The 18,516-nt window shown below is 64.4% G+C and carries 12 protein-coding genes; 10 read left to right on the plus strand and 2 right to left on the minus strand.

Features of this window, described 5'->3' with window-relative positions; genetic code table 11:
- Positions 1-38: 38 nt before the first annotated feature.
- The 7 genes from NZU74_12145 (at position 39) to NZU74_12175 (ending at position 7,979) form a co-directional block, all read left to right on the plus strand.
- Positions 39-1,484: a tetratricopeptide repeat protein gene (locus NZU74_12145; GenBank protein ID MCS6882074.1), complete on the plus strand. Its 1,446-nt coding sequence runs from the start codon at positions 39-41 to the stop codon at positions 1,482-1,484.
- A gap of 152 nt (positions 1,485-1,636) precedes the next feature.
- Positions 1,637-2,623 (plus strand): serine/threonine-protein phosphatase, encoded by a 987-nt coding sequence (locus tag NZU74_12150; GenBank protein ID MCS6882075.1) that lies wholly within the window; start codon positions 1,637-1,639, stop codon positions 2,621-2,623.
- Between the two features lie 305 nt (positions 2,624-2,928).
- Positions 2,929-4,551 (plus strand): tetratricopeptide repeat protein, encoded by a 1,623-nt coding sequence (locus NZU74_12155; protein MCS6882076.1) that lies wholly within the window; start codon positions 2,929-2,931, stop codon positions 4,549-4,551.
- Positions 4,552-4,641: 90 nt separating this feature from the next.
- Positions 4,642-5,067: an ATP-binding protein gene (locus tag NZU74_12160; protein MCS6882077.1), complete on the plus strand. Its 426-nt coding sequence runs from the start codon at positions 4,642-4,644 to the stop codon at positions 5,065-5,067.
- Positions 5,064-5,390 carry an STAS domain-containing protein gene (locus tag NZU74_12165; GenBank protein ID MCS6882078.1) on the plus strand — a complete coding sequence of 109 codons (327 nt, stop codon included), beginning with the start codon at positions 5,064-5,066 and terminating at the stop codon, positions 5,388-5,390. The genes NZU74_12160 and NZU74_12165 overlap by 4 nt, the downstream gene beginning before the upstream one ends.
- Positions 5,391-5,578: 188 nt before the next feature.
- On the plus strand, positions 5,579-5,953 hold the full coding sequence (locus NZU74_12170) for a response regulator (GenBank protein MCS6882079.1): 375 nt from the start codon (positions 5,579-5,581) through the stop codon (positions 5,951-5,953).
- Between the two features lie 502 nt (positions 5,954-6,455).
- Positions 6,456-7,979, plus strand: coding sequence for a response regulator (locus tag NZU74_12175; protein MCS6882080.1), 1,524 nt, complete (start codon positions 6,456-6,458; stop codon positions 7,977-7,979).
- A 179-nt stretch (positions 7,980-8,158) separates the two neighbouring features.
- Here the strand turns inward: NZU74_12175 and gyrA are convergent, their stop codons facing one another.
- Entirely contained in the window at positions 8,159-10,624 is a 2,466-nt protein-coding gene (gyrA, locus tag NZU74_12180) for a DNA gyrase subunit A (GenBank protein ID MCS6882081.1), read from the minus strand.
- Between the two features lie 792 nt (positions 10,625-11,416).
- Here gyrA and NZU74_12185 point away from each other — a divergent pair.
- Entirely contained in the window at positions 11,417-13,111 is a 1,695-nt protein-coding gene (locus NZU74_12185) for a hypothetical protein (protein ID MCS6882082.1), read from the plus strand.
- 177 nt (positions 13,112-13,288) lie between these two features.
- Here NZU74_12185 and NZU74_12190 read toward each other — a convergent pair whose 3' ends face one another.
- Positions 13,289-13,999 carry a metallophosphoesterase gene (locus NZU74_12190; protein MCS6882083.1) on the minus strand — a complete coding sequence of 237 codons (711 nt, stop codon included), beginning with the start codon at positions 13,997-13,999 and terminating at the stop codon, positions 13,289-13,291.
- 90 nt (positions 14,000-14,089) lie between these two features.
- Between NZU74_12190 and NZU74_12195 the strand changes: the two genes are divergently transcribed.
- Both NZU74_12195 and NZU74_12200 read left to right on the plus strand, forming a co-directional pair.
- Positions 14,090-17,203 carry a glycosyltransferase family 39 protein gene (locus NZU74_12195; protein MCS6882084.1) on the plus strand — a complete coding sequence of 1,038 codons (3,114 nt, stop codon included), beginning with the start codon at positions 14,090-14,092 and terminating at the stop codon, positions 17,201-17,203.
- Between the two features lie 23 nt (positions 17,204-17,226).
- A complete protein-coding gene (locus NZU74_12200) occupies positions 17,227-18,492 on the plus strand; it encodes a glycosyltransferase family 4 protein (protein MCS6882085.1) in 1,266 nt (421 codons plus the stop codon).
- The last annotated feature ends 24 nt before the right edge of the window (positions 18,493-18,516 follow it).

The following is an 18,516-nucleotide window of genomic DNA, read 5'->3' on the forward strand; positions in this document are numbered from 1 at the left end:
TGTGTCCTCCTGATGCATCGGCACGACTGAAGAGAGCTATGACTACCTGGCTGCCTGCCAAACAGGCGCTGGCCGCTCACCATCTTGCCGCGTTGCGTGACCTGGTGGCCGACTACTGCGGGGTTTATCTTGATGATTCGCGTCTGGCGGCGCTCGAGACGGCGGCCCGGCGCCGGGCGGAGTTCCTTGGGCAGTCACCGCTGATCTACGTAACCGCCCTGCGCACCCGCCGTGATCCGCTGGAACTCCAGCAGCTCGCCGAACTGTTGCTCAACCACGAGACACAGTTCTTTCGCAACCGGCCGCATATGGATGCGCTCCGTGCCGAGGTGTTGCCCGCGCTGCACCAGCGCCTGCCGCCGGGCCTGCCACTGCGCATCTGGAGCGCCGGGTGCAGCACGGGCGAGGAAGCCTACTCCATCGCCATCGTGGCCCTGGAGGCGCTGGGCGATCCGCCGCCGCGACCGATCGAGATCTGGGCCACCGACCTGAGCGCGTCGGCGCTGGCCAGGGCGCGGGCGGGGGTCTACCGTGGTCGCACCCTGGCTAATCTGTCGGTGCAACAACGGTCGCGCTTCTTCGAGCGGCGTGGCGATGCACTGGCCATCGGGCCGGCAGCGCGGCGACTGGTGCGCTTCGAGCAATTTAACCTGCTCGATCCCGTTCCTCCACAGGCCCATGGCACGCACGTGATCTTCTGCCAGAATGTGACCATTTACTTCCAGGTCCGCACCTGCCGGGCGCTGATGGAGCGGTTTTACCGGGCGCTCGACGAGGGCGGAACGCTGTTCCTGGGATTCTCGGAAACGTTGTGGAACATCTTTGATCGCTTTCGCTGGCGCGAGGTGGCGGGAACCTACGTGTACGTAAAGGAGTCTGAGCGTCACGAACCCGTTCGCAGTGTTCCCGGGCCTAGCAGTGACGCCGCCCCCTGGCCAGTCGCACGCCAGCGGGCGGTAAAAGCGGTGCGCCCCAGCGGGGCCGAGGTCACTGCGCGGGGGCGCGCGCTCCTTGCCGCTGGCGACGCTCAATCGGCGCTGGAGCTTTTTGCGGAGGCGCCGCCGTCCGACCGGTACGCTCCACAGATTCTGGCCCTGGCTGCGCGCGCCCACGCTGATCGCGGCGATCTCGATCTGGCCGCCGCCGAGGCCCACCGCGCCCTGGAACTCGACCCGCTGACCACCGAGGCGCATATCTTGATCGGTCTGATCTATGCGCGGCAGGGGCAGCACATCGCGGCGATAGAGCAGTTGGAACGGGCGCGCTACCTGGATGGCGACTCACCGGTGATCGCCTTTCATCTGGCCGAAAGTTATCGCCAGGCGGGGCGTCTGGAGAGCGCACTGCGCGAGTATCGCAGCGCGCTGAAACATCTGGCTGCACTTCCGCCCGATCAGTTGATTGATGGAGTCGCCTCAGGATGGTTGACCGAAACCTGCCGGCGCTACGAGGCCTTGTTGAACGATGCAAGCCGTCGCGGATAGAATTGAAGCGGCTCAGCGTACAGGGAACTATGCCTAAACTCGTTGCAGGGCGCCAGATGAGCTGTCGTGTACCGACACTCCTGGGGCACCAGGGAGGTGTGCCGCGCCGCCGTCCGCACCGCACTTTCGCGGAGCAGCAGACGAACGCCTCCTTGTCAGCCCTTACCGCCGAGCAGCAGCGCCGCGCTGCCGAGCTCGAACAGGAGTTGCAACTCGCCCGTGACCTGCAACAGGGCCTGCTTCTGGAAGCCGCTCCACGGCTGCGCGGGTGGGAGGTGGCCGCCGTCTCGCTGCCCGCCCGCGAGCTGGGTGGCGATCTGTACGACTTCTTACGCCTGGACGGGCAAACCCAGGGGATCATGATCGGCGATGTGAGCGGCAAGGGGCTGGCGGCAGCGCTGCGAATGGCCGTGGCGCGCACCGTCTTTCGCCACGAGGCCCGCCGGGGCGAGGCGCCGGGGGAGACCCTGGCGGCGGTCAACCGAGGCGTGCTGAGCGAGATCCCGCAGGGGATGGTGACGATGCTGTATGCCCGGCTCGACACTGCCCAGGGGCTGTTGCAGGTGGCCAATGCCGGGCACACCTTCCCGCTGATCGTCAACGGCCAGGTGCAAGAACTGGAACTCTCTGGCCTGCCTCTGGGGGTGGATCCCGACAGCGAATATGCCGAGGCCCGAGTCGCCCTGCGCCCCGGCGACAGCGTGGTTTTGTACACCGATGGTCTGCCGGAAGCCGAAAACCGCAGCGGGGCGCTCTTCAGCTTCGAGCGACTGCAGAAGCTGATTGAAGAGCATCGCTGCCTGAAGCCTCGGGCGCTGGTTGCGAGGCTGCTGCACGAACTGCGGGCCTGGAGCGAAGGCGCGCAAAGCGACGATGTCACTATCGTCGTCTTGCGGCGCCGTTGCAGCCGTCTGGGCGACGAATTGCGGAGCGTTATGACCGAAGTGCTGGACAATGAACGGGCCGACGGCTTCTGGGCGGAAGCCCTGGGACTGGTGGGCGCCGCGCATGCCGATGACGCCGAGACCTGGATCGCCGTTTTGCCAGAGGTGCTCAAGCTCGCCCAGAGCCATTACGGGCGCGGACTGGCCCGCGAATTGCACCAGCAACTGCGCATCGCTGCCGAGGATTATCGCTGATCAAGCAGGCGATTCGCTCGTCGCCTTACATTAAAGAAAGTTAAAGAAGGCTGCGAACGGGTTCGCAGGTCATGCGCCGCTTGCGCGACGTTATCCCCTCTCCAACTCTCTACTGGCGGCGGGCGCAGCCCGCCGCGCTTCTCTCGAACGGCAACGTCCAGGGCCGCCCGGCGAAACCAGGCCGAATTGACAAAACAACCAGACCAGGATCGCGGTCGTGTTATGCCGCCGTCAACGACGGCATGGTATAGTGAAAGAACCGCGACTGCGGGCCGGCTTGCGCAGAGGGTGCGATGGGGACAGCCATGGCGGTCAATGATCAACTGCAGTTCATGCCGCTCGATCTTGATACCTTTGCCGGAAGCGAGCGGTTCATGGCGGGCACGCGACTGGGCGCGGCGTTCAGCCAGGGCATGCGTTCATACCTGCGAGCAGCCTATGCAGAGGCGATAGAGCACTTCAAGGCGGCGCTCATCGCCGCCTATGTTGACGGCGAGGAGCAGGCCCAGATCTATGAGCGGGAACGCGCGATCATCTACCTCTATATCGGCAACGCGCTGGCCTTCCAAGAAGACTGGGAGGGCGCTCTGCGCGAGTACCTCGAAGCTGTCCAGACGGACTCGCAACTGGCCGAGGCGCACTACAATCTGGGGGTGGCCTTCGCGGCCCTGAACCAGATTGACCGGGCCATCGCTGCCTTCAAGGAGACGCTAGAGCACAACCCCAGGCTCTACGAGGCCCATTTCGCTCTGGGGCGCTGCTATCAGAAGATCGACGACGCCGGACGGGCCTACATCCATTACAACAGCGCATGTAACGCTCGCCCGCAGGCGGCTGAGCCGCGCTACTACATGGGCCTGATGCATCAGAGCCATGGCGCGCACGAACTGGCCCAGCGCTGCTTCGCCGAGGCTTTGCGCGTCGAACCGACCTTTGTCTCGCCCGATCCGGAGCCGGGTGACAGCGCTCTGGTCACCCGGAGCGAGGAAGAGGTCGCGCAGTGGTACTACCGGCTCAGCCACGCGCTCAAACAACAGAACTATGAGGAGGAGGCCGAGCGGATCTACCGGGCGCTGCTACAGTGGCGGCCCCAGGAATACCTGGCGCACTATCTGCTGGGCAACCTGCTGGCGCGCCAGCAGCGCTGGGATGAAGCGTTGGAGGAGTATCGGCAGGTTCCGCCCGAGCACAGCCACTATGTTGACGCCCGGCTGCGCATGAGCGCGGTGCTGCGGCTGCGGAAACAGCCCCGCGAGGCCTACGAACTGCTCTTCGACTGCGCCCGGCTCTATCCGAACAGTGGGCGGCTCTTCTTGAGCATGGGCAAGCTACTCTACGATATGGGGCTGAACGGGCAGGCCACGCGCGCGTTCGAGCGCGCGGTGGAACTGCTGCCAAACGATGCGCAGGCGCACTACCTGCTGGGTTTCATGTATACCGTTCTCGGTCGGGAGCACTGGGCGCTGGCGGCCTGGCGCAAGGCCGTGGAACTGGCCCCCGACGCCCATTCGCTGCGTTACGATCTGGGCTACATGTACGTGCGCAGGGGGTTGTACAAACTCGCCGTCACCGAGTTTCAGCACGTGCTCGACCACTGGCCAGACGATATTGAGACCACCTTCATGCTCGGGTTGTGTTACCGGGAGATTCTGGAACCCGACAAGGCCATTCCGCTGTTCGAGAAGGTGTTGCGATCAAATCCGCGCCACGTTCAGGCCCTGTACTACCTGGGGGCCTGCTATCTGCAGATCGGCAACGCGCCGCTGGGCAAGGCCTATTTGCGGCGCTACGATCATCTGATGCGGCAGATGCCGGTGGTCGCTCGTCCCGCCATGCGTAGTCGGCGAACGACAGACAGCCCCGCCGGCGCGACACACCAGCCGCCTGGCGGCAGGGTGCGCGAGTCCTCGGCGAATGGGGTGCGTTGACCTGCGCTCGTCGGTGTTATGCCCTGGTGACAACTCCGGCGTACAATGAGCCGCAGACGGATGTCCATAGCGTACCGAACGAGGTCGGACATGGAGCGTGTCGAGCTCAACATCCCTTCGAACCCCATTTTCGAGCGGGTGGTGCGTGCCAGCGCCGCAGAAGTAGGCAACGCGATCGGGTTTTCGGAGGAGCGAGTTGAGGATCTGAAGCTCGCCATTAGTGAGGCGGTAAACAATGCCATTGATCACGGCAATCGGCGTGAAGCGGGAAAACTGGTTGCCGTGGTCTTCGAGATTGATGGTGAGAAACTGGAAATACGGATCAGCGATCAGGGAAGCGGGCTCGAGCGCTTCGACCCTTCACGGCGAGTGATTGACGAGCAAAGTCTTGAGAGCGGTCATCTGCGCGGGTTTGGGATGTATCTGATCAGCGAGCTGGTAGATCACCTGGAAGTGAGCACATCACACCGCGGTACGGTGCTTACCCTGCGGCTCTATCGGAGGGAGGAGCCATGAGCGACATCATCCTGCGGGAGGAGTTCGGCGACGTCGCCATCCTACACATCGTCAGCACCAGCGTCGACGCAATCTCCGCCGCGGCAATCGCTGCGGAATGCCAGGAGATGCGCCCGGTAACTGTACTTGATTTCAGCGAAGTGTCATTTATCAACTCGGCTGGAATCTCAGCCCTCCTCAAGTTTGTGGTGACGGCGCGGAAATCAGGTTTCAAACTCTTCGCCATGAACGTAAGCCCACACCATCAGAAAATCTTTAAAATGGTTGAGATGTCGCGCTTCATGCCTATTATTGAGGCCCACGAACTGGCGGCGTATCGCTAGCAGGCCGGAGTCGACGTCTTGAGGACCTTGCAGGTCGTACAGACCTGTGAGGTCTTTCTATTCCTCTCCCCTGGCGTGTGGTATAGTAACCGACATGGCGCGTCTGCCCGTTGGCGCCGCGAACAGTTGCAAGAAGCGGGCATTGTGCCGTTCATATTGCTGTGTCATGTGATCAAAGCGAGGCTAGCGTGTCGCCAACGGTGATGATTGTGGAAGACGATCCCTCAACCAGGCGCCTCTACCGGTTTCTGCTCGCCAACAGCGGTTATACCGTCGTTGAGGCCGAGGATGGCATCGTCGCGCTTGAGCGTCTCCAGAACACAGCAGTTGATGTTATCATCACTGACATGAACATGCCTCGCATGGGGGGGATAGAGCTGGTTCGTGCCTTGCGCCAGAACCACTCGGACATCTATGTGATCATGGTCACCGCATTTGGCACGCCTGATACCGAGAAGAACGCCTACCGCGCGGGGGTCAACGAATACCTCACCAAGCCCTTTGAATTTGAGGAGCTCGAGCGTCGCGTCAAGGACTTTTTTGCCCGTCGCGCGGGCGCGTAGGGCGCCGGCGCTTGCACTCCGAGCGCGACACGTCGAGACGAGGTCCATGTCGCGCTGATGTTCGGGCATCCCGCCCGCATCGTGTTCCCCTTCGCTTCCAGTCCTCTCCTTTAGTTGTTCAGATTTACCGCAGAGCACGCAGAGGCGCCCGAAAGACGGGCTTTTTACGACCCGCTGCAGTGAATGCATAATTGCCCGGCGGCTGAAGCCGCGGGCTGCCGATGCGAAGCCCGCCTGCGCGGGCTATACTGGCTTTATTTCTTGACCATCAAATGTGCGGCAACCATGAACACGCTTCTCCTTACCAATCACCGCCAGGCAGGTGTGATGATGACGAAACTGTCATAAACTTCGCCTTCGGTGTAGTCGAAACGACAACTGCCCCTACTATGCTGCATGTTATAAGAGCGCCCCGGCAAAGACCAGTCGGGTTGCGCCCGTGTGGCCACAGCGTTTCACGCAGCCGCCGTTGTCTCTGGCGACCTGATTAAGGAGAGAGTGTATGGCTGATGTGTTGCTGGCGCCAGACGCCATTGTCGCCCGGCCGCGCCTGCTGGTGGTCGAGGACGACGTCCACGTTCGCACCTTCTGCCAGCGGTTGCTCCGCACCAAGTATATCGTTGAAACCGCCGAGCACGGAGGGCAGGCGATCGAGTTGCTCCAGCACCAGCCCTACGACCTGGCGCTGGTTGATCTCGATATGCCCGTGATGGACGGCATCGCGCTACTGGAGCACATCCGTCAGCGCCACGCTGAAACTGACGTAGTGGTGTTCACTGCCTATGCCAGCGTTGACTCGGCGCGTCAGGCCCTGAAGCTCGGTGCGCTTGACTACCTCTCGAAACCGGTCGAAGCGGAGAACCTGGAGCGCACGGTGCGCTCGGCGCTGGAACTGCGACGCATACGGCAGGAAAAAGAACGGCTCTCAGATCTGGTTTTTATGTACCAGTTCAGCCAGTTGATCGCCACCTCTCTAGATGTCGAGACCCAGGCCGTCCAGATCGCCGAATTTCTTGGGCAGCGCTTCCTGCCCGAATCGCTGGCCCTCTCGCTCCTCTGCCCTGAGAGTCAGACCCTGCGCCTGCTGGCGGCGCGTTCGAGCCGGAGGGAAGAGTCAAGGGAGCGAGCGGTGGCCCTGGACGCGGACTGCGATGCGACGGCATTGCAGGCGGCCCATCTGGCATTGAGCGCGCATCGTGGGAGCGAGGGTGACGACCGTTTCGCGGGAGTGGTACTGCGGAGCCATGATCGCCCGATAGGCTTTCTGCATCTGACCCGGCGCTCCGAGCAGCCGCCCTTCGATGCCGCTGAGCGCCGCCTGTTGAGCATCTTCGCCGGGCAGGTGGCGGCTTCGCTGGACAATGCGCGGCTGTATCAGGCGCTCAGGGATCAGAACTGGCAGACCATCGCGGCGCTGGCCGAGGCGATCGAGGCCCGCGACGCGCACACCTTCGGCCACTCGCGGCAGGTGACGCGCTACGCCGTGCGACTGGCCGAGGAAGTGGGCCTGTCCGCCGATCGGCTGGAGGTGCTGACCTACGCCGGCCTGCTCCACGATGTGGGAAAGATCGGCATTCGGGACCAGATTCTGCTGAAGCCGGGGCGGCTCGACAATGAGGAGTTTGCGGTGATGCAGCAGCATCCGCGCATCGGGGTGCGGATCATCGAGCGCGTGAGCGGCCTGCGCGCGGTGCTGCCCATCATCGAGAGCCATCACGAGCGCTACGACGGCAGCGGGTATCCGCAGGGTCTGGCCGGCGAGGACATTCCGCTGGAGGCGCGCATTCTGGCCATTGCCGACGCATTCGAAGCGATGACCGCCGATCGGGCCTACCGGCCAGCGATGGCTCCTGAGCAGGCGCTTGAGGTTTTGCTGCGCGGTCGCGGGAGCGCCTGGGACCCTCACCTGGTTGAGCGCTTTGTGGAGATCTACCGGCGTGAAGGAGAGCGCCTGCGGGTTGAGGGACTGGTGCCGCAACTGCCGATTTCAGCGGCGCCTTCAGAGACGGCGCTAATACCACGCTGAACGTGGGGAAACGGGGTTTCCTCACAGCCCTGTGGTCACAGAGAGCCGTGCCCCGCCTCCTCTCCTTTTCCTTTATGGACCTGGGGAAATCAGGTTTCCCCAGGCCCCCGCCACTGGGGGAAACGGGAGGGCTGTTCCGTTCAACGCCCTCCCGTTGAAGAACGCACCCAGCACAGCATTCAGGCGCCATTAGGGCTGACAATCGTCGGCGGTTCACTCTCCGGTTCGTCGAGTTCCTCGACCGAAAGGGCAGTCAGGCGGTCACCGGGGGCGAGATTGACGACAATGACGCCCTGGGTGGCGCGGCCGAGCCGCGGGACATCATCGGTTGTGGTGCGCATCACCACGCCGCTGGCGGTGACAAAAGTGAGCAACGAGCGATCGCTGACGATTGCGGCGCCGGCGATCTCATCGCCCGGTCGCAGGCGCATCGTGATGACGCCGCCGGTGGCGCGGCCCTTGGTCGGATACTCATCGAGGCTGGTGCGCTTCCCGATGCCGCGGGCGGTCACAACGAGCAAATCGTGGCCGGGCCTGGCGAGTTGCATGCTGATCACCCGGTCGTCGTCGGCGAGGTTGATCCCGTTCACGCCAGTGGCCGGGCGCCCCATGGGGCGCACCTCGCTCTGGCGGAAGCGGGCAGTTTGCCCTTGCGCGGTGGTGAGCAGGACATCCTCATCGCCATGGCTCACCTGCACCCAGCCCAGGGTGTCGCCTTCTTCGAGACCGATCGCGATCAGGCCGTTGGAGCGGACCTGGCTATACTCTTGCAGATGGGTGCGCTTGATCTTGCCCCGCCGGGTGGCCATAACCAGATATTCACCATTGAAGTCGGGGACGGCGAGCATGCTGGTCACCTGTTCACCAGGCTCCAGAGAGATCAGGTTCACCAGGGGCAGACCCCTGGCGGTGCGCGAGCTATCGGGCACCTCGTGGGCCTTGAGCTGGTAGACCTTGCCCTTATCGGTGAAGAACAGCAGGTTATCCAGTGAGCTACAGATGAGCAGGTGACGCACAATATCCTGCTCACGGGTCACCATGCCCTTGACGCCGCGCCCGCCGCGGCGCTGGGTGCGATAGCTATCGGCGGCCTGGCGCTTGATGTAGCCGCGGTCGGTGATGGTGATCAATACGCGCACATCGGGAATGAGATCCTCGTCGTTCACCTCGCCGGTCACATCGGGCACGATGCGGGTGCGGCGCTCATCGCCGTATTTCTCCTTGAGGTAGCGCATATCCTCCTTGATCAGGTGGAGCACCTTCCTGGGGTTGGCGAGAATATCTTCGAGTTCGGCGATGAGCTTGATGACCTCCTGGTACTCGTCTTCAATCTTCTTACGCTCAAGAGCCGCCAGGCGGCGGAGTTGCATATCCAGAATAGCCTGAGCCTGGCGCTCGCTGAGGTTGAAGACGCGCATCAGGTTATTTCTGGCGCTCTCGGCGCTGCGCGATTCGCGAATAGTGCGAATGACCTCATCGAGATGATCGAGGGCGATCTTGAGGCCCTCGAGGATATGGGCGCGGTCACGGGCTTTTTCCAGGTCGAATTCGGTGCGCCGGCGGATGACTTCCTGGCGGTGGTTAATGTATTCCTGGAGCAGGCGTTTGAGGGTAAGCACTCTGGGTTGACGACCGCCTTCGACGAGGGCCAGCATGTTGATGCCGAAGGTGGTCTGCATCTGCGTGTGCTTGTAGAGGGCGTTGAGCACCTTTTTCGGCTGCGCATCGCTCCTGAGCACGATGACCAGGCGCATGCCGCTGCGATCGGACTCATCGCGGACGTCGCGAATGCCCTCGATCTTGCGCTCTCTGGCCAGTTCGGCGATGCGTTCCTGGAGGCGCGCCTTGTTCACCTGGTAGGGCAGTTCGGTGACGACGATATTGAAGGCGCCGCGCGAGGCCTCCTCGATGTGGGCCCGGGCGCGCAGGGTGATCTGGCCGCGCCCGGTGCTGTAAGCGGCGAGGATGCCTTCCGTACCGAGGATGCTGGCGGCGGTCGGGAAGTCGGGGCCGGGGATGATCTTGATCAGATCCTCAACTGTCGCCTCGGGGTTGTCAATTACGCAGCTAATGGCATCGCAGAGTTCACCCAGGTTGTGGGGCGGGATATTGGTCGCCATGCCCACAGCGATGCCCGAGGCGCCATTGAGGAGCAGATTAGGCAACCGGGCGGGGAGAACGGTCGGCTCTTTGTATGAGCCGTCAAAATTATCGCGAAAATCTACCGTATTTCTATCAATGTCAACCAGCAATTCCTCGGCGATCGGCGCCAGGCGAGCCTCGGTGTAGCGCATAGCCGCCGGCGGGTCGCCGTCGATGCTGCCAAAGTTTCCCTGCCCGTCTACGAGGGGATAGCGCATACTCCAGGGCTGCGCCAGGCGCGCCAGGGCGTCATAGACGGCGCCATCGCCGTGGGGATGCATTTTGCCCAGCACGTCGCCCACGATGCGCGCGCACTTCTTATAGGCGTCACTGCTGCGGAAGCCCATGTCCCACATCCCGTAGAGGATGCGCCGCTGCACCGGCTTCAGCCCATCGCGGGCATCGGGGAGCGCGCGCGAGACAATGACGCTCATCGCGTAGCTCAGGTAGGCGGTGCGCATCTCGGTGGTGATGTTGACGGGCCGGACGATTCCGATCTCCATGTGGTTCTCCAGCGCGTTGGAATGCGGTAAATGCCGTCTTGTATTGTACCCGATCCGGGGGCGCTTGTCGAATGAGGTTCTACTGCCGGAGAAGAAGGATGCCGCCATTCCTCCCGGATAAGGGCGGCGTGAGCCGGCAGGCGAGGCGAGGGGGCCGGTAAAAATTGCAAATGCCAGATATTGTTTGGCCGCATTTATGTTGCGTGGAAAACTGTCAACGCAAACGCGAATACATGCGGTTTCATGGTTGTTGTTTTTGAGCTTGATTCCGCTTCAGCAAGGCATTACGATGTGTCAGGGCTTGCAGCGACAACAGCCGTTCCTCTACTGAATCCTCTCAGGATAATACTCGAGATTACGCTGAAGTTATCTGCTGCCAAAACTTCCTTGAATACTCGTTCCACCGCATGACATTTCAGACAACTATTCGAGGAAGACGCCCGCGGTTGCACCCTCCGCGCCCTTTCTGTTTCCTCGATAGCGGTAGACAGTGCCGGTCCGGTCAGAATGCGCGCTCGCCGCAGAGCGAACCTGCGTTCGGTCCACGAGCGCGTCTCTCCGCACGCTTCATCCGGCGTGACCGTCGTTTGTTGCCCGCTGCGCCGCGCGCAGCCGCGTAGGAAAGGAGATCCCGGTTTTCCTTGAGTTTGCATCAGGCGTACCGTTCATCGCAGCGGTTCGGGCGGATCGCAACGGCCGATGTTCTTTCCTGAAGTCGCGCGTTCGTACACGGCTCCTTCGACAGACAACCACATCGAGACGTACAGGCTGGTTCAACAAAGGGGGACTACAATGCAGCACCGGAACCGACTCAAGCAAAGGCTGTTCGTGTGGACGACGCTTCTCGTGGTCGCGGCTCTGGGGATGATAGCCGTTCCAGGCGCGCCGTTCGGGGCGACCGGTGGCGGTACGAAGGTCGTGCGTGGGCAGGAGTTGAGCCAGCTCAGGCGAGTATTCGTGCCGCTTCTCAAGAGGGAGATGGAGGCGCAGACCGGATTGGTCAACTCTTCGCAGAGCAACGTTATCAGCACCCCGTCGGGCGTGAGGATGACAGTGCTGGCGGGAACGGTGCCGCAGCAGACGGGCGGCGCCGAGGGGACGACGACCTTTTCGATCGAGTCAGGCGTCACGCCACCTGCGCCACTGCCAGCGGGAGTGCAACTGATAAGCCCCATCGTCAAACTGGGTCCTGAAGGGTTTACCTTTGCCAACACGGTGGCGGTGAACATTCCGCTGCCATCGGCGGCTGACCCCTCGCGCCTGCGGCTGCTGCGCTACGCGCCGGACACCGGCACATGGATCCAGTACCCGCTGGGCCTTGAGGGCAACTCGGTGAACTTTGCCGGCTATGACCTGGGCTACGTCGCGCTGGTCCTGGCGCCGCAGACGACGGCAGGAGAGGATGGGTCGCTGGCGGGGGCGGAGGCCGTGATGAACAGTAGCGGGAACGAGGCGGACTTCCCGGCGATTGTCCCTCCGCCCGAAGCGCCGCTGCCGACCGATGAGGTTCCCCCGCAGGCGGTGGATGGCGAACCGGTGAAGGAGGTCGAAAAGGCGGCGGATGAGCCGGCTGTGGTGGCTCCTGCCCAATCGGCGCCGCTGGCGTGGGTGTCGGGCGGCGTGCGCTGGAACCGCACCAGTTGCCCGCCGCCATATGACAGTCTGCAGTGCTGGTACAACTTCTCGATTATCAGTTCGACCGCGACGCCCAATTCACCGCTTATCTACAACTCGAGTTGCACGCAAACAGGCGGGGCGTTGCGGTGCATCGTGATGCGCACCGGGTCGGATGCGGGCGGCGCCTGGCCGAGATGCTACCATAGCGTCACGCGTGATGACGGCGACCCGGATTTTTATGGTCCCAGCAGCAACTACTGCGTCTTCCAGTTGCCGCGGGGGACGTACCAGTTCTGTGTCGAGGCCTGGGAAGCGCCGATGGTGATTCCGGGTCCGCGGCAGTTGAAACGATGGACATACTCGCGGCCGGCGCGGGCCAACGTAGATCGGCCAATGTACCGGAACGTGCCCTCGTTTGACGCGCCGTGGATCGGCACGCGACCGATCGTGCTGGATCCCGGCGGGACGTGGGAGCAGTCGGCGGCCTGTCCGAGGCCGGCGCCGACGATCCCGGTGGGCACCGGCGAGTTGCAGGCGACGCTGTCCTGGGTCAATACATCTACACGGGCCACCGATCTGGACCTGCACCTGTACGGTCCTGGCGGGCTGCATATTTATTACGCCAACCGGGGGCCGCAGAACAACCTGCGCCTGGACCGCGACTGGATGCGCGAGCTGGGCAATGCGACCGAGAACATCTACAGCGTCGGCTCGCCCATCCCAAGCGGAGACTACCGGCTCACGGTGCGGCTCTTTAGCGGCGCGCCGACGAGCTACTCTGTGCGCTTCCTCTTCCGTGGCTCGGTACGCAGTTACACGAACTCGATCAGCAGTGGTGAGCAGGAGATCCTAAGGTTCACCGTTCCATAGCTTGCTAAGTAGAGGGGTCGCAGGGAGGGAAAAACCTTCCCTGCAACCTGCGTTCCTCGCCCGGTTGGAAGAGGGCGGAGAAACCTGGTTTTCCCGCTCCCGTTCCTGCAGGGATGCTCTGGGAGGGTGCAACCCTCGCAGACCGTTATCGGATGACCTGCGTATCCGGCCAGGCGCTTAGTCCAGACCGCGCACGGCGACGGGGCCAAAGTCGAGGAAGTCAGCCGAGGTAAGCTGGTAGTAGACGCCGTCAACGCGACCGTTGACGGCGTTTTCGTGATCCTGGCGGCGGTGGAGATGGCCGTAGACGCAGGCGCGCACGCCAGGACTGGCATTGATGCGCTGGCTAAAGGCGGTGGGCTGCCGATTCACAAACGGCGGATAATGGAGCATCACAATGATCGGTCGGGCCTGCGCGGCCAGGGTGGCGGCATGCGCCAGGGCGCGCTCCAGCATGCCCAGTTCGCGCTGATAGATGCGGTCGTCGGTGGCGGGGGCGTAGCCGGGAGTTTCGGGGGTGATCCAGCCGCGGGTGCCGCACACGACGGCCTCGCCGAGGTCGCAGGCATCGGCGCCCAGGAGGGTCAGGCTGGGCGGCAGGCGGGAGCGGAGGGGTCTGACGTTGCGGGGGCACCAGTAATCGTGGTTGCCGCGAATGAGCACCTTGTGACCGGGCAGGGCGTCGAGCCAGCGCAGATCCTCCAGCGCCTCAGGGAACTTCATAGCCCAGGAGATGTCTCCGGCAACGAGCACATGATCGTCGGGGGCGACACGGGCGAGCCAGTTGGCGGCAATGCGCGTCGCGTGGTCCTTCCACTGCGGGCCGAAGATATCCATCGGCTTCGGCTGAGCGTGGGAGAGATGGAGGTCGGAGATGGTCCAGATCATGACAGGCATTGTAGCATGGCGCAGCCCGGAGGGTTGCGCGACTTTTCTATCACGTCCGATTCATAAGCGATCCGCAGGATTGGCTGTATAATGCCTCAGATGCGCCTGGTTTCCCGGCGCGATCGGGTCGGTCTGTTATTGTCGAAGGCGCGCATGGGTCTCGCCGATCTGCAACCGGAGGCGCTGCCAGGCAGAGCCACGTCACCCCCTTTCGTGCGCTGGCTAGGGGGATGGGGGCTGACGCTGGCGCTGGTGCTGATGCTGAGCATCGCGGTGGGGGTAATGGCCTACCAGGCGCCTCCCGCGGGCCGCGTACAGATCGGCTGGATCGGTGATCGCCTGTTTCTCGATGCCACCTCCGGCCTTGACGCGGGCGCCGCGGAGCGAGGCGAGTTTTTCGCCGATGATCTGACGCCTGACTCGCCCACGCTGCGTAGCCGCTGGACGCGCCAGAACGCGCGGATCACGCTGCCCAACATCGGCGCCGGGGCCGACCTGGAACTTGCCCTTACCGTGCAGGGCTGGCCCGCCGATGTGGTCGGCGTGGAAGTGACGCAGCCCACGGTTACTGTGAGCGCCGATGGAACGCCCATCGGCAGCTTCCAGCCGACATCCGCCTGGGCGACCTATCGCTTCCGGGTGCCGGCTACGGCGCGGCAGGGCGGCGACCTGACCGTGACGCTGGCCAGTTCGCACACCTTCACCGATACGCTGCGCTTTGGCCCCGATCCGCGCCCCAAGGGGGTGCGACTGGCCGAGGTACAGGTGCGCGCCGCCGATCAACTGACGGCCGTGTACCCGCCGGCCTGGCGCGCCGTGGTCTTGCTGGCCCTGGGTGGCAGCTTGCTCTACCTCATCCTGACGCGCCTCCTGGTCAGGCCAGCAGCAATCTACACGGTGACGGTTCTGGGGATTGGCCTGGCCGGGGTGGGGCTGGCCTACGCGCGGATCTGGATGGGCGCGGCGTTGAGCGTGGCCCTCATCGTGCTGACGGGCGTGTTGCTGGCGGCCTGGCACGGGCCGATCCTGGCCCACGCCCGCGCCCTGGTGCGCCGGTACACCTACGGACGCGCCCTGGGCTACGGGCTGGTCGCGGCGGCGCTGGCGTTGCTCGTACACGCCCTGACACAGTTCTTCGCCTGGATGGGGGCCTTCGGGCGCCCGCTCTTCTGGGCGATCTTTCCCGACTCGTTGCTCTACGCTCTGCTGGGAAGCGGCTTGCTGCTGCTGGTGATCCTGCTGGGGCGCGAGGGACTGCCGCGCCTGGCCGAGGGCCTGGTGGCCGCCATCGGCTCGAGTCGGGGGGCGCTGCTGCTGTTGAGCCTGTTCGGGACGATCTGGATCGGCTATGCCGCGCTGGTAGTGAGCCGGATGCCGTATGTGGGCCACGCAGATTACTCCGACAACGCCGTGGTGGCCCGCAACCTGGTGGCCGGGCGGGGCTGGGTGGTAGACTACGTGACGCAGTTCTACCGGCTCAACGATGGCCTGACGCGTCCGCAGGAGACCTGGCCGCTGCTGCAACCGGTATGGATCGCGCCGTTCTTCCTCATCTTCGGGTCGAGCAGTTGGGCGGCCAAGATCCCTAATCTGCTGTTCGATGCCATCTTGCTGATCCTGGTCTACCACATCGGGGCGTGGTTCTGGGATCGGCGGGTCGGGCTGGTGGCGGCGGTCTTTGTACTGACGAATTACCTGTTCTTCCGCCTGACAATTTATGCCACCAGCGATCTGGCCTTTGTGGTGTTCAGCCTGGGGGCCCTGTACGCCCTCTACCGCGGCCAGACGCCGGCAGCGGGCGCGGGGGCCTCGGAGACGGTCGCGGATTTGCCTGCCGCGACCTCGACCCTCACCCCCCCGCTCGCGCGCGGGCGAGGGGGGAACCGGGCATTCCAATGGCCCGGATGGCGAATGCGACACAATGATATGCCAGAAAACTCTATACTGGTGAAACGGGAGGGCCGGGGTGCGCCGCTGGCGACGCGAGGGGCGTGGGGCTGGCTGGCGCTTTCGGGGGCGCTGACGGGACTGATGATGCTTCAGAAGCCCTCGGGGGCGATGATTGCGCTGGGGATGGGGCTGTGGTTCCTGGGGCAACGCTGGCCGGGGAGCCGGGTGGCGCTGCGGCGGGCGATGCACCCGGCGGGCGTGGCGCGCCTGCTGGGACCGGTGGCCCTCTGGAGCGCGCTGGCGCTGCTGGTGCTCTCGCCGTATCTGGCGCGCAATATGCGCCTGTTTGGCCAGCCGGTGTATTCAACGGAACGCTACGATGCGTGGGTCCTGGGCTACCTGGGGTCTAGCGGGGATGCGTGGGAGGAGATCTACCGCGTGTTCACTCCGGAACTGGGAGGACCAGGACTGCCTGATCGGAGCTGGATCCTGCGCTGGGGTTTCGACAAGACTCTGGCCAAGCTGGCGACGCAGGTGGAGGAGTGGCGCGACTACGTGATGCCGGTGTGGCACGGGCTTCCCGCCGGCGCGGAGTGGCTGTTCAGCGACAACGAACGCAAGAACCTGGCTTCGGACATAGGGGCCTGGCTGGCCTTGATCGGGGCGATCGGGGCGCTGCGCTTCCGTCCGCGACTGCTGGGTCTGCTGGTGAGCGCGTTCACGCCGTACACCGTGTTTATGCTCACCTACTGGCGCGCGGATGAACACCGCTACTGGGTGATGCTCATCCCGTGGATGGCCCTGTTCGGGGCCTGGGCGCTGTGGGCCGGGTACGACAAACTGGCCGCGCTGGGCGACCGGCGCTGGGCGCCGCTGGGTCTGATCCTGGTGGCGGCGATCGTGAGCGGGGTGACGGGCTTTTCGCGGCCCGACATCGCCAACAAAGTGCGCTACGAGCCGCAGGTCTGGGCGCCGGATCTGGCGGCCTATGCCTGGCTGGAGGCGCACACTCCGGAGGGAACGGCGGTGATGACGCGCGTGCCCTGGCAGTTGAACTGGCACACCCGCCGCCCGGCAGTGATGATCCCAAACACGGCTGACCGAGCGTTGCTGCTGTGGATCGCTCGCTACTACGGAGCGGAGTACCTGGTATTGGAGAACCAGCAGCGGGTCAAGGGCGACGCCGGACGGCTGCTGGCGCCGTTGATGGATCACGATAATCAGGTGGGCGATGTGGTCGAGGGCTTTGAGCTGGTGTACGCCAGCCCGACGCCGGATTTTCGCGCCTTTATTTACCGCATCCCGGACCGGTAGGCGCAGTGCGGGTCGTCTCAGCTATGCGCGTTTTGATGCTGGCGACGTCGTTTCCCAAGTGGCCCGGCGAGACGACGGCGCCCTTTATTGAAGAAATTGCCGCCGGAGTCGCGGCGCGGGGGCACGCGGTGACCCTGCTGTTGCCGTACCATCCCGAGTTGCGGCGCGGGGCCGAGGTGCGCGGGGTGCGCCTGCGCTGCTTCCACTACGCGCCGCATCCCGCGCTGAACATCTGGGGCTACGCCCAGTCGTTGCTGAGCGATACGCAGATCAAACGCCGGACGCTGCTCGCGGCGCCGTTCGCGGTGAGCGCCTCGCTGGGGGCCGTGCTGCGAGAACTGCAGGCGGCGCGGGCGGCAGGCCGGCCCTACGACCTGGTGCAGGCCCACTGGGTCCTGCCCAACGGCCCTCCCGCGGCCCTGGCCAGTCTGGGGACGCCGCTGGTGGTGAGCCTGCACGGCAGCGACATCTACCTGGCCGAGCGCCACTGGTCGCTGGCGCTCGCGGCGGCGGGGGCCTTCCGCGCGGCTACGGCGGTCACCGCGTGCAGCGGCGATCTGCGCGCCCGCAGCGTGCGCCTGGGCGCGGCGCCGGGCCGCAGCCACGTGATCCCCTATGGCGTCAATACGCGGCAATTTCGCCCCGATCCGGCACGTCGGGCCGCCGTGCGGGCCGAACTCGGCCTGGGGCCGGAGGCGCCCCTGGTGCTCGGGCTGGGGCGCCTGGTGGCGAAGAAGGGTTTCAACGTGCTGCTCGACGCCTGGCCCGCCGTTCTACGCGCCATACCCGAAGCCACGCTGGTGATCGCTGGCTACGGCGATCAGCGCGAGCGTCTGGAACGGCAGGCGGCGGCCCTGGGTCTGGCGAGCAGCGCGCGGTTCATCGGGCGGCTGGAACGGGAGCGCGCTGCAGCTTATGTTGCCGCCGCCGATGTGTTTGCCCTGCCCATCGTGCGGGATGGAGTGGATGGGCTGCCCAATGTGCTGCTGGAGGCCATGGGCGCCGGGCGGGCAGTGGTTGCCTCAGGGGTCGCCGGCGTGCCCGATGTGGTTGAAGACGGCATTCACGGGCTGGTCGTGCCGGAGCGCAACCCGGCGGCCCTGGCCGCGGCGATTGTTCGGTTGCTGGCCGATCCGGAGCTGGCGCGCCGGCTGGGCGCGGCGGCCCGGGCCCGCGTCGAGCGCGAGTTGACCTGGGAACGAACCGCCGAGCGGTTTGAAGCGGTGTTTCGGCTGGCAGTGGGCATGGAACGGGCGGTGGTGGGGGGAATGTCCTCACCCTCCCCCTGAACCCTCCCTCTCCACCGCAGGCGA

The organism is Chloroflexaceae bacterium (assembly GCA_025057155.1).
Taxonomy (GTDB): domain Bacteria; phylum Chloroflexota; class Chloroflexia; order Chloroflexales; family Chloroflexaceae; genus JACAEO01.